12 protein-coding genes are annotated in these 14,150 nt (G+C 67.0%); 5 read left to right on the top strand and 7 right to left on the bottom strand.

Features of this window, described 5'->3' with window-relative positions; all coding sequences use genetic code 11:
- Positions 1–53: 53 nt before the first annotated feature.
- Positions 54–2,171, bottom strand: a complete 2,118-nt coding sequence (uvrB, locus tag ABL843_RS12910; protein ID WP_369658486.1) for an excinuclease ABC subunit UvrB — start codon at positions 2,169–2,171, stop codon at positions 54–56.
- Between the two features lie 105 nt (positions 2,172–2,276).
- On the opposite strand from uvrB, the gene ABL843_RS12905 reads away from it, so the two are divergent.
- The 4 genes from ABL843_RS12905 to ABL843_RS12890 all read left to right on the top strand — a co-directional run bounded on the left by ABL843_RS12905 (position 2,277) and on the right by ABL843_RS12890 (position 6,336).
- Positions 2,277–3,473: an amino acid aminotransferase gene (locus tag ABL843_RS12905; protein WP_126018722.1), complete on the top strand. Its 1,197-nt coding sequence runs from the start codon at positions 2,277–2,279 to the stop codon at positions 3,471–3,473.
- A gap of 157 nt (positions 3,474–3,630) precedes the next feature.
- Entirely contained in the window at positions 3,631–5,037 is a 1,407-nt protein-coding gene (locus tag ABL843_RS12900) for a polyhydroxyalkanoate depolymerase (RefSeq protein ID WP_184638637.1), read from the top strand.
- A gap of 25 nt (positions 5,038–5,062) precedes the next feature.
- Entirely contained in the window at positions 5,063–5,701 is a 639-nt protein-coding gene (locus tag ABL843_RS12895; protein WP_418120128.1) for an RnfABCDGE type electron transport complex subunit B, read from the top strand.
- A complete protein-coding gene (locus ABL843_RS12890) occupies positions 5,698–6,336 on the top strand; it encodes a LysE family translocator (protein ID WP_369658488.1) in 639 nt (212 codons plus the stop codon). The genes ABL843_RS12895 and ABL843_RS12890 overlap by 4 nt, the downstream gene beginning before the upstream one ends.
- 109 nt (positions 6,337–6,445) lie before the next feature.
- Here the strand turns inward: ABL843_RS12890 and yedA are convergent, their stop codons facing one another.
- Positions 6,446–7,357 (bottom strand): drug/metabolite exporter YedA, encoded by a 912-nt coding sequence (gene yedA, locus ABL843_RS12885; RefSeq protein ID WP_184638643.1) that lies wholly within the window; start codon positions 7,355–7,357, stop codon positions 6,446–6,448.
- 116 nt (positions 7,358–7,473) lie between these two features.
- On the opposite strand from yedA, the gene ABL843_RS12880 reads away from it, so the two are divergent.
- On the top strand, positions 7,474–7,971 hold the full coding sequence (locus ABL843_RS12880; RefSeq protein WP_418120127.1) for an Lrp/AsnC family transcriptional regulator: 498 nt from the start codon (positions 7,474–7,476) through the stop codon (positions 7,969–7,971).
- Here ABL843_RS12880 and ABL843_RS12875 read toward each other — a convergent pair.
- The 5 genes from ABL843_RS12875 to meaB are packed head-to-tail and all read right to left on the bottom strand — an operon-like array spanning position 7,961 to position 14,132.
- A complete protein-coding gene (locus tag ABL843_RS12875; protein WP_418120126.1) occupies positions 7,961–8,452 on the bottom strand; it encodes a VOC family protein in 492 nt (163 codons plus the stop codon). The genes ABL843_RS12880 and ABL843_RS12875 overlap by 11 nt on opposite strands.
- Entirely contained in the window at positions 8,449–9,477 is a 1,029-nt protein-coding gene (bioB, locus tag ABL843_RS12870; RefSeq protein WP_126018707.1) for a biotin synthase BioB, read from the bottom strand. The genes ABL843_RS12875 and bioB overlap by 4 nt, the downstream gene beginning before the upstream one ends.
- Complete coding sequence (accC, locus tag ABL843_RS12865; RefSeq protein ID WP_418120125.1) at positions 9,477–11,525, bottom strand: acetyl-CoA carboxylase biotin carboxylase subunit; 2,049 nt, start codon at positions 11,523–11,525, stop codon at positions 9,477–9,479. The genes bioB and accC overlap by 1 nt, the downstream gene beginning before the upstream one ends.
- Positions 11,526–11,545: 20 nt before the next feature.
- Positions 11,546–13,090 carry an acyl-CoA carboxylase subunit beta gene (locus ABL843_RS12860; RefSeq protein ID WP_019653176.1) on the bottom strand — a complete coding sequence of 515 codons (1,545 nt, stop codon included), beginning with the start codon at positions 13,088–13,090 and terminating at the stop codon, positions 11,546–11,548.
- A gap of 43 nt (positions 13,091–13,133) precedes the next feature.
- Positions 13,134–14,132: a methylmalonyl Co-A mutase-associated GTPase MeaB gene (meaB, locus tag ABL843_RS12855; RefSeq protein ID WP_418120465.1), complete on the bottom strand. Its 999-nt coding sequence runs from the start codon at positions 14,130–14,132 to the stop codon at positions 13,134–13,136.
- Positions 14,133–14,150 lie beyond the last annotated feature (18 nt).

The following is a 14,150-nucleotide window of genomic DNA, read 5'->3' as shown; positions in this document are numbered from 1 at the left end:
GTCTGCTCGGGTAAACCCCAGCGCGGGTTTGCGGGGAGATGCGAACGTCCGGCTTACTGCGCCAGACCTGCGATGTTGTCGCCGCCCGAGGCCCCGAACGCCTGTTCCCGCAGCAGCGCCAGCTGGTCGCGAACCCTGGCTGCCTTCTCGAATTCGAGGTTGCGTGCGTGCTCCAGCATCTGCTTCTCGAGCCGCTTGATTTCGCGGGCGATGTCCTTCTCGCTCATGTCCTCGACCTTGGCGCGCTCCAGGTCGAGCTTGGCCGCTTCCTTGCCGCTCTTTTCGCTGTAGACGCCGTCGATCAGGTCGCGCACCTGCTTGACGATGCTGCGCGGCGTGATGCCGTTGGCTTCGTTGTAGGCGATCTGCCGGGCGCGGCGGCGCTCGGTTTCGCCGATGGCCTTCTTCATCGAGTCGGTCATCCTGTCGGCGTACAGGATGGCCTTGCCGTTCAGGTTCCGCGCGGCGCGGCCGATGGTCTGGATCAGCGAGCGCTCCGCGCGCAGGAAGCCTTCCTTGTCGGCGTCGAGGATCGCCACCAGCGACACCTCCGGAATGTCCAGCCCCTCGCGCAGCAGGTTGATGCCCACCAGCACGTCGAAAGTGCCCAGGCGCAGGTCGCGCAGGATCTCCACCCGCTCCACCGTGTCGACGTCGCTGTGCAGGTAGCGCACCTTCACGCCGTTGTCGCCCAGGTAGTCGGTCAGCTGCTCGGCCATGCGCTTGGTCAGCGTGGTGATCAGCACGCGCTCGTTCTTCTCGACGCGGGTGCGGATTTCGCCCAGCACATCGTCCACCTGGTGCGTGGCGGGGCGCACCTCGACCTCGGGGTCGATCAGCCCGGTGGGCCGCACCAGCTGCTCGACGACGTTGCCGGCATGGTCCTTCTCGTACTGCGCCGGCGTGGCCGAGACGAAGATGCACTGGCGCACCCGGGCCTCGAACTCCTCCAGCTTGAGCGGCCGGTTGTCCAGCGCGCTCGGCAGGCGAAAGCCGTACTCGACGAGCGTGACCTTGCGCGCCCTGTCGCCGTTGTACATGCCGCCGAGCTGGCCGACCATCTGGTGGCTCTCGTCGAGGAACATCAGCGCGTCCTTCGGCAGGTAATCGGTCAGCGTGGGCGGCGGATCGCCGGGGGCGGCGCCCGAGAGGTGGCGCGTGTAGTTCTCGATGCCCTTGCAGTGGCCGATTTCCGAAAGCATCTCGAGGTCGAAGCGCGTGCGCTGCTCCAGCCGCTGCGCCTCCACCAGCTTGCCGGCGCCGACGAGTTCCTTGAGCCGGTCGGCCAGCTCGAGCTTGATGGTTTCCACCGCCGCCAGCACCTTGTCGCGCGGCGTCACGTAATGGCTCGACGGGTACACCGTGAAGCGCGGCACCTTCTGCCGGACGCGCCCGGTCAGCGGGTCGAAGAGCTGCAGCGACTCGATCTCGTCGTCGAACAGCTCGAAGCGGATCGCCAGCTCGCTGTGCTCGGCCGGGAACACGTCGATGGTGTCGCCGCGCACCCGGAACGTGCCGCGGGCGAAGTCCTGCTCGTTGCGCGTGTACTGCATGCGGATCAGCTGCGAAATCAGGTCGCGCTGGCCGACCTTGTCGCCGACGCGGGCAATCAGCCGCATCTCCATGTAGTCCTCGGGCGTGCCGATGCCGTAGATGGCGCTCACCGTGGCCACGATGACCGTGTCGCGCCGCTCCAGCACGCTCTTGGTGGCCGACAGGCGCATCTGCTCGATGTGCTCGTTGATCGACGAATCCTTCTCGATGAACAGGTCGCGCTGGGGCACGTAGGCCTCTGGCTGGTAGTAGTCGTAGTAGCTGACGAAGTATTCGACGGCGTTCTTGGGGAAGAACTCGCGGAACTCGCTGTAGAGCTGCGCCGCCAGCGTCTTGTTGGGGGCGAACACGATGGCCGGGCGGCCCAGGCGGGCGATCACGTTGGCCATGGTGAAGGTCTTGCCCGAGCCGGTGACGCCCAGCAGGGTCTGGAACGACTCGCCGTCCTTCACGCCTTCCACCAGCCCCTCGATGGCCGTGGGCTGGTCGCCAGCCGGCGGATAGGGCTGGTAGAGCTCGAAGGGGGAGCCCGGGAACTTGACGAACTCGCCCTGCTTCGCCGGCCCGATCGGGTCGAGTTTCTTCAGGTCTGCTATGGCTTCGTTGTTGTCTGGCATGGCTGTTCCCGACAGGTGGCGCTCGCGCCGGTAAAATTCAAGGCAACCGGAAAGCATAAAGCCACATCCGGTTGCAGCGCAGCTTTCATCCCAAAGGACCTTTCCATGTCTATGTTCACCGCGGTCGAAATGGCACCGCGCGACCCGATCCTCGGCCTCAACGAACAATTCGCAGCCGACACCAACCCCAACAAGGTCAATCTCGGCGTCGGCGTCTATTACGACGACAACGGCAAGCTGCCCCTGCTGCAGTGCGTGCAGGCGGCCGAGCAGAACATGATGAAAGCGCCCACCGCGCGCGGCTACCTCCCCATCGACGGCATCGCCGCCTACGACAACGCCGTCAAGGCGCTGGTCTTCGGTGCCGACAGCGAACCCGTCACCTCCGGCCGCGTGGCCACCATCCAGGCCATCGGCGGCACTGGCGGCCTGAAGGTCGGCGCCGACTTCCTGAAGAAGCTCAACCCCAACGCCAAGGTGCTGATCAGCGACCCGAGCTGGGAAAACCACCGCGCGCTCTTCACCAACGCCGGCTTCGAAGTCGAGAGCTACCCCTACTACGACGCCGCAAAGCGCGGCATCAACTTCGACGGCATGCTGGCCGCCCTCAACGCAGCCCCCGCCGGCACCATCGTCGTGCTGCACGCCTGCTGCCACAACCCGACCGGCTACGACATCACCCCGGCCCAGTGGGACCAGGTGGTCGCCGCCGTCAAGGCCAAGGGCCTGGTGCCCTTCCTCGACATGGCCTACCAGGGCTTCGGCTACGGCCTGAAGGAAGACGGCGCCGCCGTCGCCAAGTTCGTCGAAGCCGGCCTGACCTTCTTCGTCTCGACCTCCTTCTCCAAGAGCTTCAGCCTGTACGGCGAGCGCGTAGGCGCCCTGTCGGTGCTGTGCGAGAACAAGGAAGAAGCCGGCCGCGTGCTGTCGCAGCTCAAGATCGCCATCCGCACCAACTACAGCAACCCGCCCACGCACGGCGGCGCCGTGGTGGCCGCGGTGCTCGGCAACCCCGAGTTGCGCGCCCTGTGGGAGAAGGAACTGGGCGAGATGCGCGTGCGCATCAAGGCCATGCGCCAGGCGCTGGTCGACGGCCTGAAGGCCGCCGGCGTGAAGGAAGACATGAGCTTCATCACCACCCAGATCGGCATGTTCAGCTACTCGGGCCTCACCAAGGACCAGATGGTCCGCCTGCGCAACGAGTTCGGCGTGTACGGCACCGACACCGGCCGCATGTGCGTGGCCGCGCTCAACAGCAAGAACATCGGGCACGTCTGCGCTTCGATCGCCAAAGTCATCTAGGTGACAGCAATGTGTGAGGGAATCCGCCCGGGGCGACGATTCCTTCACACTCCCTCCGAGAAGAGCCCCGGCGGCGGGTGAATGTAGGGGTTAGGCCTCCTGCAATGCAGCGGATGCGCTGATATATTGCGCCGCAACATTCCACTCCAAGACTCCGATGCTCTATCAACTCTACGAAGCCCAGCGTTCCCTGATGGAGCCCTTCGCGGACTTCGCACAGGCGGCCTCCAAGCTCTACAGCCCCGGTGCCGTGTGGGGCCAGCTTCCGATCTCCCAGCGCATGGCCGCGAGCTACGACCTGCTCTACCGGCTGGGCAAGGACTACGAGAAGCCCGAGTTCAACATCAAGTCCGTCAAGGTCGACGGCGCGGAGGTCGTGATCCAGGAAGCCGTCGAGCTCGACAAGCCCTTCTGCGAACTGCGCCGCTTCAAGCGTTTCACCGACGAGCCGCACATCCTCAAGACGCTCAAGAGCCAGCCCGTGGTGCTGATCGTGGCGCCCCTGTCGGGCCACTACGCCACGCTGCTGCGCGATACGGTGCGCACCATGCTGCAGGACCACAAGGTCTACATCACCGACTGGAAGAACGCGCGCATGGTGCCGCTGGCCGAGGGCGAGTTCCACCTCGACGACTACATCAACTACGTGCAGGAATTCATCCGCCGGCTGCAGGCCGAGTACGGCAACTGCCACGTGGTGAGCGTGTGCCAGCCGACGGTGCCGGTGCTCGCTGCCGTGTCGCTCATGGCCAGCCGCGGCGAACCGCTGCCGCTCACCATGACCATGATGGGCGGCCCCATCGACGCTCGCAAGTCGCCCACGGCGGTGAACAACCTCGCGATGAACAAGAGCTTCGAGTGGTTCGAGAACAACGTGATCTATCGCGTGCCACAGGGCTTCCCCGGCGCGGGCCGCAAGGTCTACCCCGGCTTCCTGCAGCACACCGGCTTCGTGGCGATGAACCCCGACCGCCACGCCAGCAGCCACTACGACTACTTCAAGGACCTCATCAAGGGCGACGACGCCAGTGCCGAGGCCCACCGCAAGTTCTACGACGAGTACAACGCCGTGCTCGACATGGACGCCGATTACTACCTCGAGACCATCCGCACGGTGTTCCAGGAGTTCGACCTGGTCAACGGCACCTGGGACGTCCGCAACCCCAAGGGCCAGGTGGAGCGCGTGCGTCCGCAGGACATCCACGCCACCGCCTTGCTGACGGTCGAAGGCGAGCTCGACGACATCTCCGGCTCGGGCCAGACCGAGGCCGCGCACAGCCTGTGCACCGGCATCGCCGACGACAAGCGCGAGCACTACGAGGTCAAGGGCGCCGGCCACTACGGCATCTTCAGCGGCCGCCGCTGGCGCGAACTGGTCTATCCGAAGGTGCTGAAGTTCATCGCGGCCAACGACCAGCCGCAAAGCCGTGCCAGCAGCCGCGGCGGCCTGGGCGCCGAAGACACCGTCAAACCCGGCCGCAGGATCCCCGCCTCCGTGGCCGCCAAGAAGGCGCCGGTGAAGAAGGCCGCGACCGTGGCGGCGAAGAAGCGCACCGCCCGCTGAAGCGGCAGCGCATCGACAACGCAAAGTGAACGGGCTCGCCGCACGGATCAACGACGCACTGCCTCAGACGCAGTGCACACGTTGCGGCTACCCGGATTGCGCAGGCTACGCACAGGCCGTGGCCGATGGCGAGGCCGGCATCAACCAGTGCCCGCCCGGCGGCGCGGAAGGCATAGAGCGGCTCGCCCGCATCACGGGCCGCACGCCTCTCCCCCTCGATCCCCAGTTCGGCACCGAAGGCCCGCGCGCCATGGCCGTCATCGACGAGGCCTGGTGCATCGGCTGCACGCTGTGCCTCGACGCCTGCCCCACCGACGCCATCGTCGGCATCAACAAACGCATGCACACGGTGATCGAAGCCCACTGCACGGGCTGCGAGCTGTGCATTCCGGTCTGTCCTGTCGACTGCATCTCGCTCGAAGTGGAAACGCCGGGCCTCAGCGGCTGGCAGGCCTGGTCGGCCGAGCAGGCCTGCAGCGCGCGCAGCCGCTACGAGGTGCACGGCAGGCACCGCAACACCGACGCCCGGCTGGCCGAAACCGCCCCCGAGCCCGAGAATGCGCCGCAAGACGCCGACGCCCGCAAGCGCTCCGTCGTCGAAGCCGCCCTGGCGCGCGCCCGCGCCGCCTCCCAACAACGACGACCACCGGCTGCCAAACCATGACGCTCGACACCCTGCTCATCTACGTGATCGCTTCGCTCGCGCTGGCCCTGATTCCGGGGCCGACGATGCTGCTGGCGCTGTCCAACGGCATCGAAGGCGGCATGCGCCGCGCGAGCTGGGGCATTGCCGGGGCATCGCTTGGCAGCATCACGCTGATCGCGGTCGTGGCGCTCGGACTGGGTTCGCTGCTGGCGGCTTCCGAATGGCTCTTCAATGCCATCCGCGTAGCCGGTGTCGCCTACCTCGTGTGGCTGGGCATCAAGCTCTGGCGCAGCGAGGCGACCGACCTGCGCACCGCACTGGCCAAGTCGCCGCTCGAGATGCGGCCGCAGGGGCGCATCGCCCTCGTGCGCAGCCTCGCGGTGGCGCTGTCGAACCCGAAAACGGTGCTGTTCTTCGCGGCCTTCCTGCCGCAGTTCGTCGACATCACGAAGCCGCAGGGCCCGCAATACCTGCTGCTCGGCGCCGTGTTCGTCGTGCTCGACACCTGCGTGATGCTGGCCTACGCGGGCGCCGGCACGCAGGCCGTGCGCTTCCTCTCGCAGCGGGGCATCAGGCTGATGAACCGCGGCTGCGCAGCCGGCATGTGGCTGCTCGCGGCTACTTTGGCCGTGTGGCGCCGCCCCGGCGCATAGCAAGGCTCCCCCCAGGCTTCGCGCACTTCGTGTCGCTGCGCCCCCCCTTCCGGGGGCAACACCTGCGGCCCGGCGGAGCCGGTTCCGCGGTGTTCCTGACCAGCCCGGTTCAACCTCTGCGCTTGAAGAGCATCAGCAGCACGCCGGCCAGCACCACGGCCACGGCGTACCACTCGAAGCGGGTTACGGCCTCGTTGGCGATCCACACGCCCAGCAGCATCGCGATCACCGGGTTGACGAAGGTGTAGCTCGCGGCGAGCGCGGCCGGAGCCCTGGCCAGCAGCACCATGTAGGCGTTGAAGGCGATCAGCGAGCCGAACACCACCAGGTAGACCCAGGCGGCGAGCGCTTCGGGCTGAGGCGGCCAGCTCATGGTTTCGCCGGACACGGCCGCGAGCCCCATCAGCACCACGCCGCCGCAGAGCATCTCGCTCGCGAAGCCCATCGCGCCGGGCGCCAGCGGCAGGCTGCGCTGGCTCAGCACGCTGCCCAGAGACCAGCAGGCCGTGGCGATGCAGATGGCCACAAGGCCTTCTGGCGACGAGCGGAATCCGCTGCCCTGCGTGAGCATCAGCACGCCGACGAGGCCGAGCGCGATGCCGGCGGCCTCCAGCTTCGATGGCTTCACGCCCCAGATCAGGTTGAGCAACGCGATCAGCAGCGGGATCACCGCGATGAACGCCACCACCAGACCGGAGCCGATCGACACCTCCGCGTAGGCCGTGCCGCCCATGCCGCCGCCCAGCATCAGCGCGCCGACGATCAGCGCATTGCGCCACTGCACGAGCGAGGGCCACGGCGCCCCGCGCCAGCGCATCCAGGCCGCGAGCAGCACACCTGCGACCAGGAAGCGCGAGCCCATCTGCAGGAAAGGCGGAAAGCTGATCAGCGCGTACTTGATCGCGAGATAGGTGGAGCCCCACACCACCCATGTGGCGGCGAGGCAGAGCCACAGCAGCGGCGGCAGCCCGTGACGGGCGGTGCCGGATGCGGCTTGGGCGGGAGAAGCGAGGGTCGGCATGTCGATGGCGTCTCTTGTTGGTATCGAGTGCCGGTCATGGTATGAAAGCCATCCTCCCGCAGCCATGCAGTTTTCATGGTTCTGCCGCCGCTTCACCGTCGATTTGAAGGACTTGCATGGACTTTTCCTTGAACCCCGCCCTGGACGCCCACGACACCCGCATCCTCGCCGAACTGCAGGCCGACGCGCGCCTCACCATGGCCGAACTGGGCCGCCGCGTGCACCTGAGCCAGCCGGCGGTGACCGAGCGCGTGAAGAAGCTGGAGGCGGCCGGCGTCATCAGCGGCTACCGCGCCACCGTCAACCTCGGCAAGCTGGGCTACGGCATCCGCGCCATCATCCGCGTCGGCCGCGCCGACTACGACCTGGTCGTGAAGCTCGTGCAGGACACGCCGGAATGCGTCAATGCCTACAACGTGACGGGGGAGGACAGCTGGATCCTCGAGATCGCGGTGATCGACGTGAGCCACCTCGACGCGGTGGTCACCAAGTTCTGCATCCTCACCGAGACGGCGACCTCGATCATCCTGAACCCGGCGCGCGAGCACCAGCCGATGCTGCCGCCGCGCAGTTCGGACGTGAAGCCGCCCATCAAGAAGATCGTCAACGCGTAGCGGCCAGCGCTCCGAAGGCGGCCACCACCTCGGGCGGCGCCTGCACCATCTCGATGAGCACGCCCTCACCCGCGATCGGGAATTCGTCGTTCGCCTTCGGGTGCAGGAAGCAGATGTCGAAGCCAGCCGCGCCCTTGCGGATGCCGCCCGGCGCGAAGCGCACGCCCTGCGCGGTGAGCCATCCGACGGCCTTGGGCAGGTCGTCGATCCACAGGCCGACGTGGTTCAGGGGCGTGGTGTGAACGGCCGGCTTCTTCTCGGGGTCCAGCGGCTGCATCAGGTCGACCTCGACCTTGAAGGGCCCCACGCCCATCGCGCAGATGTCTTCGTCGACGTTCTCGCGCTCGCTCCTGAAGGTGCCGGTGACTTCGAGCCCCAGCATGTCGACCCACAGCTTCTGCAGCCGCAGCTTGTCGGGCCCGCCGATGGCGATCTGCTGGATGCCCAGCACCTTGAAGGGGCGCTCGGTAGCGGCGGTCATGCTGCGCACCCTTCCGCCTGCTCCTGCACCTGGCGCGAATTCAGGCCGAGCTTGCGCAGCAGCACCGTGTCGGCCTCGACGTCGGGGTTGCCGGTGACCAGCAGCTTGTCGCCATAGAAGATCGAGTTCGCGCCCGCCATGAAGCACAGCGCCTGTACCGCGTCGCCCATCTGCTGGCGGCCGGCCGACAGCCGCACGCGCGCGGTAGGCATGGTGATGCGGGCCACCGCGATCATGCGCACGAAGTCGAAGGGATCGACCGGCTCCGAGTCGGCCAGCGGCGTGCCGGGCACGCGCACCAGGCTGTTGATGGGCACCGATTCCGGATACGGATTCAGGTTGGCCAGCTGCGCGATCAGCCCCGCGCGGTGCACCGGCTGCTCGCCCATGCCGACGATGCCGCCGCAGCACACGCTGATGCCGGCGCTGCGCACGTTGGCCAGCGTGTCGAGCCGGTCTTGATAGGTGCGCGTGTCGACCACGTCGGTGTAGTACTCGGGCGCGGTGTCGAGGTTGTGGTTGTAGTAGTCGAGGCCGGCGGCCTTCAGCTGGTGCGCGTGATGCGGCTCCAGCATGCCGAGCGTGGCGCAGGTCTGCATGCCCAGCCCCTTCACGGCTTCGACCAGCACCGCCACCTTCTCGACGTCGCGGTCCTTGGGCGCGCGCCATGCGGCGCCCATGCAAAAGCGCGTGGCGCCGGCGTCCTTCGCGGCCTGCGCGGCGCGGACCACCTCGTCGACCTCCATGAGCTTCTGCGCCTTCACGCCGGTGTCGAACTCGGCCGACTGCGGGCAGTAGCCGCAGTTCTCGGGACAGCCGCCGGTCTTCACCGACAGCAGCGTCGCCAGCTCGATGTCGCCTTCGGGGAAATGCTGGCGGTGCACGGTCTGCGCCTCGAACAGCAGGTCCATCAGCGGCTTGTCGAGCAGCGCCTGGATCGCCTCGACGGACCACGGGCCCTGCGGCGTCGCGATCTTGGCCGGGCGATGCAGCGTGACGGCCTGTTGAAAGTCGTTGGCACCCATCAGTTGAACTCCAGAATGATCTGATCGACGGCGAGCGACTCGCCCTTGTTCGCCGAAATCTTGCCCACCACGCCGTCCTGCGCGGCGAACAGCACGTTTTCCATCTTCATCGCCTCGATGACGGCCAGCTTCTCGCCGGCGCGCACCTGCTGCCCCGGCTGCACCGACACCTCCACCAGCAGCCCGGGCATCGGCGACATCAGGAACTTGCTGAGGTCCGGCGGCGCCTTGTAGGGCATGAGTTCGAGCAGGCGCGCGCCCAGCGGCGAGAGCACCATCGCCTCGATCTGCGTGCCGTCGTGCGACACGCGAAGCGCCAGCGGGTTCTTGCCCGCGCCACGCTCCACCTGCGCGGTGAAGGGCCTGTCGTTGACGATGCCCTGCACCCGGATCGAACCCAGCGCCAGGCTGCTGTCGATCTTGTAGGTCTTGCCGTTCACGGTCACCGAGCTCGCGCCAGTCTTGCCGTGGAAGTCGGTGACGGACACCGGGTGGTGCACATGCTTGCCCTCGTGCCCCAGCTCGACCACGACGAACTGCTCGCCCACCTTCACGCCATGCCCTTCGAGCTGCCCGCTGATGCCGGAAGCCCGTGCACGGTAGCGGCGATGCACGTACGCCGCCAGCGCGACCAGGAACGAGGGATCGGCGTGCGGCACGTCTTCCGCGTGGAAGCCCTTGCCGTAGTGCTCGGCGATGAAGCCGGTGTTGAAGTCGCCCGCCACGAACTTCGGATGGGCCAGCAGCGCCGCCTGGAACGGGATGTTGCTGCTGATGCCGCGGATCACGAAGCCGTTGAGCGCCTCGCGCATGCGGGCGATCGCGTGCTGGCGATCCTTTCCGTGCACGATGAGCTTGGCGATCATCGAGTCGTAGTACATCGGGATCTCGCCGCCCTCGTACACGCCGGTGTCCACGCGCACGCCGTTCAGGCGCTGCGTGTCGCTCGCGAACATGGTCTCGCCCGGCGGCTGGAACTTCACCAGCCGGCCGGTGGAAGGCAGGAAGTTGCGGAACGGGTCTTCGGCGTTGATGCGGCACTCGATGGCCCAGCCCTCGCGCTTCACCTGCTCCTGCGTCAGCGGCAGCTTCTCGCCGGCGGCCACGCGGATCATCAGCTCGACCAGGTCGAGGCCGGTGATGCACTCCGTCACCGGGTGCTCCACCTGGAGGCGGGTGTTCATCTCGAGGAAGTAGAAGCTCTGGTCCTTGCCGACCACGAACTCCACCGTGCCCGCGCTCTGGTACTTCACCGCCTTGGCCAGGGCCACGGCCTGCTCGCCCATCGCCTTGCGCGTGGCGTCGCTGATGAAGGGCGACGGCGCCTCCTCGATCACCTTCTGGTGGCGGCGCTGGATGGAGCACTCGCGCTCGTTCAGGTAGATGACGTTGCCGTGCGAGTCGCCCAGCACCTGGATCTCGATGTGGCGGGGCTCCTCGACGAACTTCTCGATGAACACGCGGTCGTCGCCGAAGCTGTTGCGCGCTTCGTTGCGGCAGGAGGTGAAGCCCTCGAAGGCCTCCTTGTCGTTGAAGGCCACGCGCAGGCCCTTGCCCCCGCCGCCGGCCGAGGCCTTGATCATCACCGGATAGCCGATGTCCTTGGCGATCTCCACCGCGCGCTCCGCCGTCTCGATGGCGTCGTTCCAGCCCGGAATGGTGTTGACCTTGGCTTCGTTCGCGAGCTTCTTCGAGGCGATCTTGTCGCCCATCGCCGCGATCGAATAGTGCTTGGGCCCGATGAAGGCGATGCCCTCTTCCTCGACCTGCCGGGCGAAGGCCTCGTTCTCCGACAGGAAGCCATAGCCCGGGTGCACCGCTTCGGCCCCGGTCTTCTTGCAGGCCGCGATGATGCGGTCGGCCTGCAGATAGCTCTCGCGGCTGGGCGCGGCACCGATGTGCACGGCCTCGTCGGCGAGTTCGACATGGCGGGCTTCCTTGTCGGCGTCGGAATAGACGGCGACGGTGAGGATGCCCATCTTCTTCGCGGTCTGGATCACGCGGCACGCGATCTCGCCACGGTTTGCGATCAGGATCTTCTTGAACATGTTCTTCTTCTCCGTTTCGCTCACAGCGGAATGTTGCCGTGCTTGCGCCACGGGTTCTCGAGCTTCTTCTCGCGCAGCATCACCAGCGAGCGGCAGATGCGCTTGCGGGTCTCGTGCGGGAGGATCACGTCGTCGATGTAGCCGCGCGCGCCCGCCACGTACGGGTTGGCGAAGCGGGCCTTGTACTCGGCCTCGCGGGCGGCGAGCTTCTCGGGGTCGTTCTTGTCCTCGCGGAAGATGATTTCCACCGCGCCCTTGGCGCCCATCACCGCGATCTCGGCGCGCGGCCAGGCGAGGTTGACGTCGCCGCGCAGGTGCTTGGAGGCCATCACGTCGTAGGCGCCGCCGTAGGCCTTGCGCGTGATGACGGTGATCTTCGGCACCGTGCACTCGGCGTACGCGTACAGCAGCTTGGCGCCGTGCTTGATGATGCCGCCGTACTCCTGGCCGGTGCCGGGCATGAAGCCGGGCACGTCGACGAAGGTGACGACCGGGATGTTGAAGGCATCGCAGAAGCGCACGAAGCGCGCGGCCTTGATGCTGCTCTTGATGTCGAGGCAGCCAGCCAGCACCAGCGGCTGGTTGGCGACGATGCCGATGGTCTGGCCTTCCATGCGGGCGAAGCCGATCACGATGTTCTTCGCGTAGTCGGGCTGCAACTCGAAGAAGTCGCCGTCGTCCACCACCTTCAGGATCAGTTCCTTGATGTCGTAGGGCTTGTTCGGGTTGTCGGGCACCAGCGTGTCGAGCGAGTAGTCGAGCCGGTCGGCCGGGTCGCCCAGGCCGTTGTTGCCCAGGCGCACGGGCGGCTTCTCGCGGTTGTTCAGCGGCAGGTAGTTGTAGAGGCGGCGCAGCATCATCAAGGCCTCCACGTCGTTCTCGAAGGCCATGTCGGCCACGCCGCTGCGGGTGGTGTGAGTGATGGCGCCGCCGAGCTCCTCGGCCGTGACGCTTTCGTGCGTAACGGTCTTCACCACCTCGGGGCCGGTGACGAACATGTAGCTGGAGTCCTTCACCATGAAGATGAAGTCGGTCATGGCGGGCGAGTACACGGCGCCGCCGGCGCAGGGGCCCATGATCATGCTGATCTGCGGCACCACGCCCGAAGCCATCACGTTGCGCTGGAACACGTCGGCATAGCCGCCGAGCGAGGCCACGCCTTCCTGGATGCGCGCGCCGCCGGAGTCGTTCAGGCCGATGACCGGTGCGCCGACCTTCATGGCCTGGTCCATCACCTTGCAGATCTTCTCGGCATGCGCCTCGCTGAGCGCGCCGCCGAAGACGGTGAAGTCCTGGCTGAACACGAACACCAGGCGGCCGTTGATCATGCCGTAGCCGGTGACCACGCCGTCGCCCGGCACCTTCTGCTCGGCCATGCCGAAATCGACCGAGCGGTGCTCGACGAACATGTCCCACTCTTCGAAGGTGTTGTCATCGAGCAGCAGCTCGATGCGCTCGCGCGCCGTGAGCTTGCCCTTGGCGTGCTGCGCGTCGATGCGCTTCTGCCCGCCGCCGAGACGCGCCTGGGCGCGGCGCTTTTCGAGTTGTTCGATCAGTTCTTGCATGGTGTGCTTTCGAAGCTGTGGTCCTGGATTCCGTGTCTTTTCTTCATGGCCTGGCTGTGATGGCGGCCGCGGCGAGCAGGTTGCGCGCGGCCGTGGAGGCCGGCAGGGTGCCCTGCGTCACCTGCTGCGTGAGCTGCGGCAGCAGTTCGCGCACCTGGGGGTGATGCCTGAAGGCCTGCTTGAGGCCGGCGTCGATGCGCTCCCACATCCACGCGGTGGCCTGCTTCTCGCGGCGTTTCGCGAGGCGGCCGTTGGCGGTCTGCAGCTGCCTGAACTGGGTGACTGCGTCCCAGAAGGCGTCGACGCCGGTGTTGGCCAGCGCGCTGAGCTGCAGCACCTTGGGCAGCCAGAAGCGCACTTCGGCGCCGCTGTGGGCGTCGTGCGCGGCATGCGCGTGCTCGGGATTGCCCTGGTGGCCGAAGAGCCGCAGCGCCGATGTGATCTGCGCCTGCGCTCGTGTGGCGGCGTCCTTGTCGATGTCGGCCTTGTTGATGACGACGAGGTCGGCCAGCTCCATCACGCCCTTCTTGATGGCCTGCAGGTCGTCGCCCGCGTTGGGCAGTTGCAGCAGCACGAACATGTCGGTCATGCCGGCCACGGCCGTTTCGCTCTGGCCCACGCCGACGGTCTCGACGATCACGATGTCGTAGCCGGCGGCCTCGCACACCAGCATGGCCTCGCGCGTCTTCTCGGCCACGCCGCCGAGCGTGCCGCTAGACGGGCTCGGGCGGATGTAGGCGCGCTCGTTGACCGAGAGGCGCTCCATGCGCGTCTTGTCGCCGAGGATGGAGCCGCCCGAAACGGTAGATGACGGGTCGATGGTGAGCACCGCCACGCGATGCCCCTTGCCGATCAGCAGCAGGCCCAGCGTCTCGATGAAGGTCGACTTGCCGACGCCCGGCACGCCCGAGATGCCGAGGCGGAACGAATTGCCCGTGCGTGGCAGCAGCGCCGTGAGCAGCTCGTCCGCCTGCGCGCGGTGGTCGTCGCGCGTCGATTCGAGCAGCGTGATGGCCTTGGCGATGGCGCGCCGCTGCGGCATGCCTTCGGTGCCGGCGAT

The organism is Variovorax sp. 350MFTsu5.1 (assembly GCF_048302515.1).
GTDB classification, from domain to species: Bacteria; Pseudomonadota; Gammaproteobacteria; order Burkholderiales; family Burkholderiaceae_C; genus Variovorax; species Variovorax guangxiensis.
The sequence above is the reverse complement of the archived record's forward strand: the minus strand, read 5'-3'. Positions and strand labels throughout refer to the sequence as shown.

Excerpts from the sequence above, each read along its gene's own strand:
- accC (WP_418120125.1), bottom strand. The coding sequence starts at position 11,525 with ATGTTCAAGAAGATCCTGATCGCAAACCGTGGCGAGATCGCGTGCCGC.
- bioB (WP_126018707.1), bottom strand. The coding sequence starts at position 9,477 with ATGGGTGCCAACGACTTTCAACAGGCCGTCACGCTGCATCGCCCGGCC.
- ABL843_RS12905 (WP_126018722.1), top strand. The coding sequence starts at position 2,277 with ATGTCTATGTTCACCGCGGTCGAAATGGCACCGCGCGACCCGATCCTC.
- ABL843_RS12860 (WP_019653176.1), bottom strand. The coding sequence starts at position 13,090 with ATGCAAGAACTGATCGAACAACTCGAAAAGCGCCGCGCCCAGGCGCGT.
- ABL843_RS12875 (WP_418120126.1), bottom strand. The coding sequence starts at position 8,452 with ATGACCGCCGCTACCGAGCGCCCCTTCAAGGTGCTGGGCATCCAGCAG.
- uvrB (WP_369658486.1), bottom strand. The coding sequence starts at position 2,171 with ATGCCAGACAACAACGAAGCCATAGCAGACCTGAAGAAACTCGACCCG.
- meaB (WP_418120465.1), bottom strand. The coding sequence starts at position 14,132 with ATGCCGCAGCGGCGCGCCATCGCCAAGGCCATCACGCTGCTCGAATCG.
- yedA (WP_184638643.1), bottom strand. The coding sequence starts at position 7,357 with ATGCCGACCCTCGCTTCTCCCGCCCAAGCCGCATCCGGCACCGCCCGT.
- ABL843_RS12880 (WP_418120127.1), top strand. The coding sequence starts at position 7,474 with ATGGACTTTTCCTTGAACCCCGCCCTGGACGCCCACGACACCCGCATC.
- ABL843_RS12890 (WP_369658488.1), top strand. The coding sequence starts at position 5,698 with ATGACGCTCGACACCCTGCTCATCTACGTGATCGCTTCGCTCGCGCTG.
- ABL843_RS12900 (WP_184638637.1), top strand. The coding sequence starts at position 3,631 with ATGCTCTATCAACTCTACGAAGCCCAGCGTTCCCTGATGGAGCCCTTC.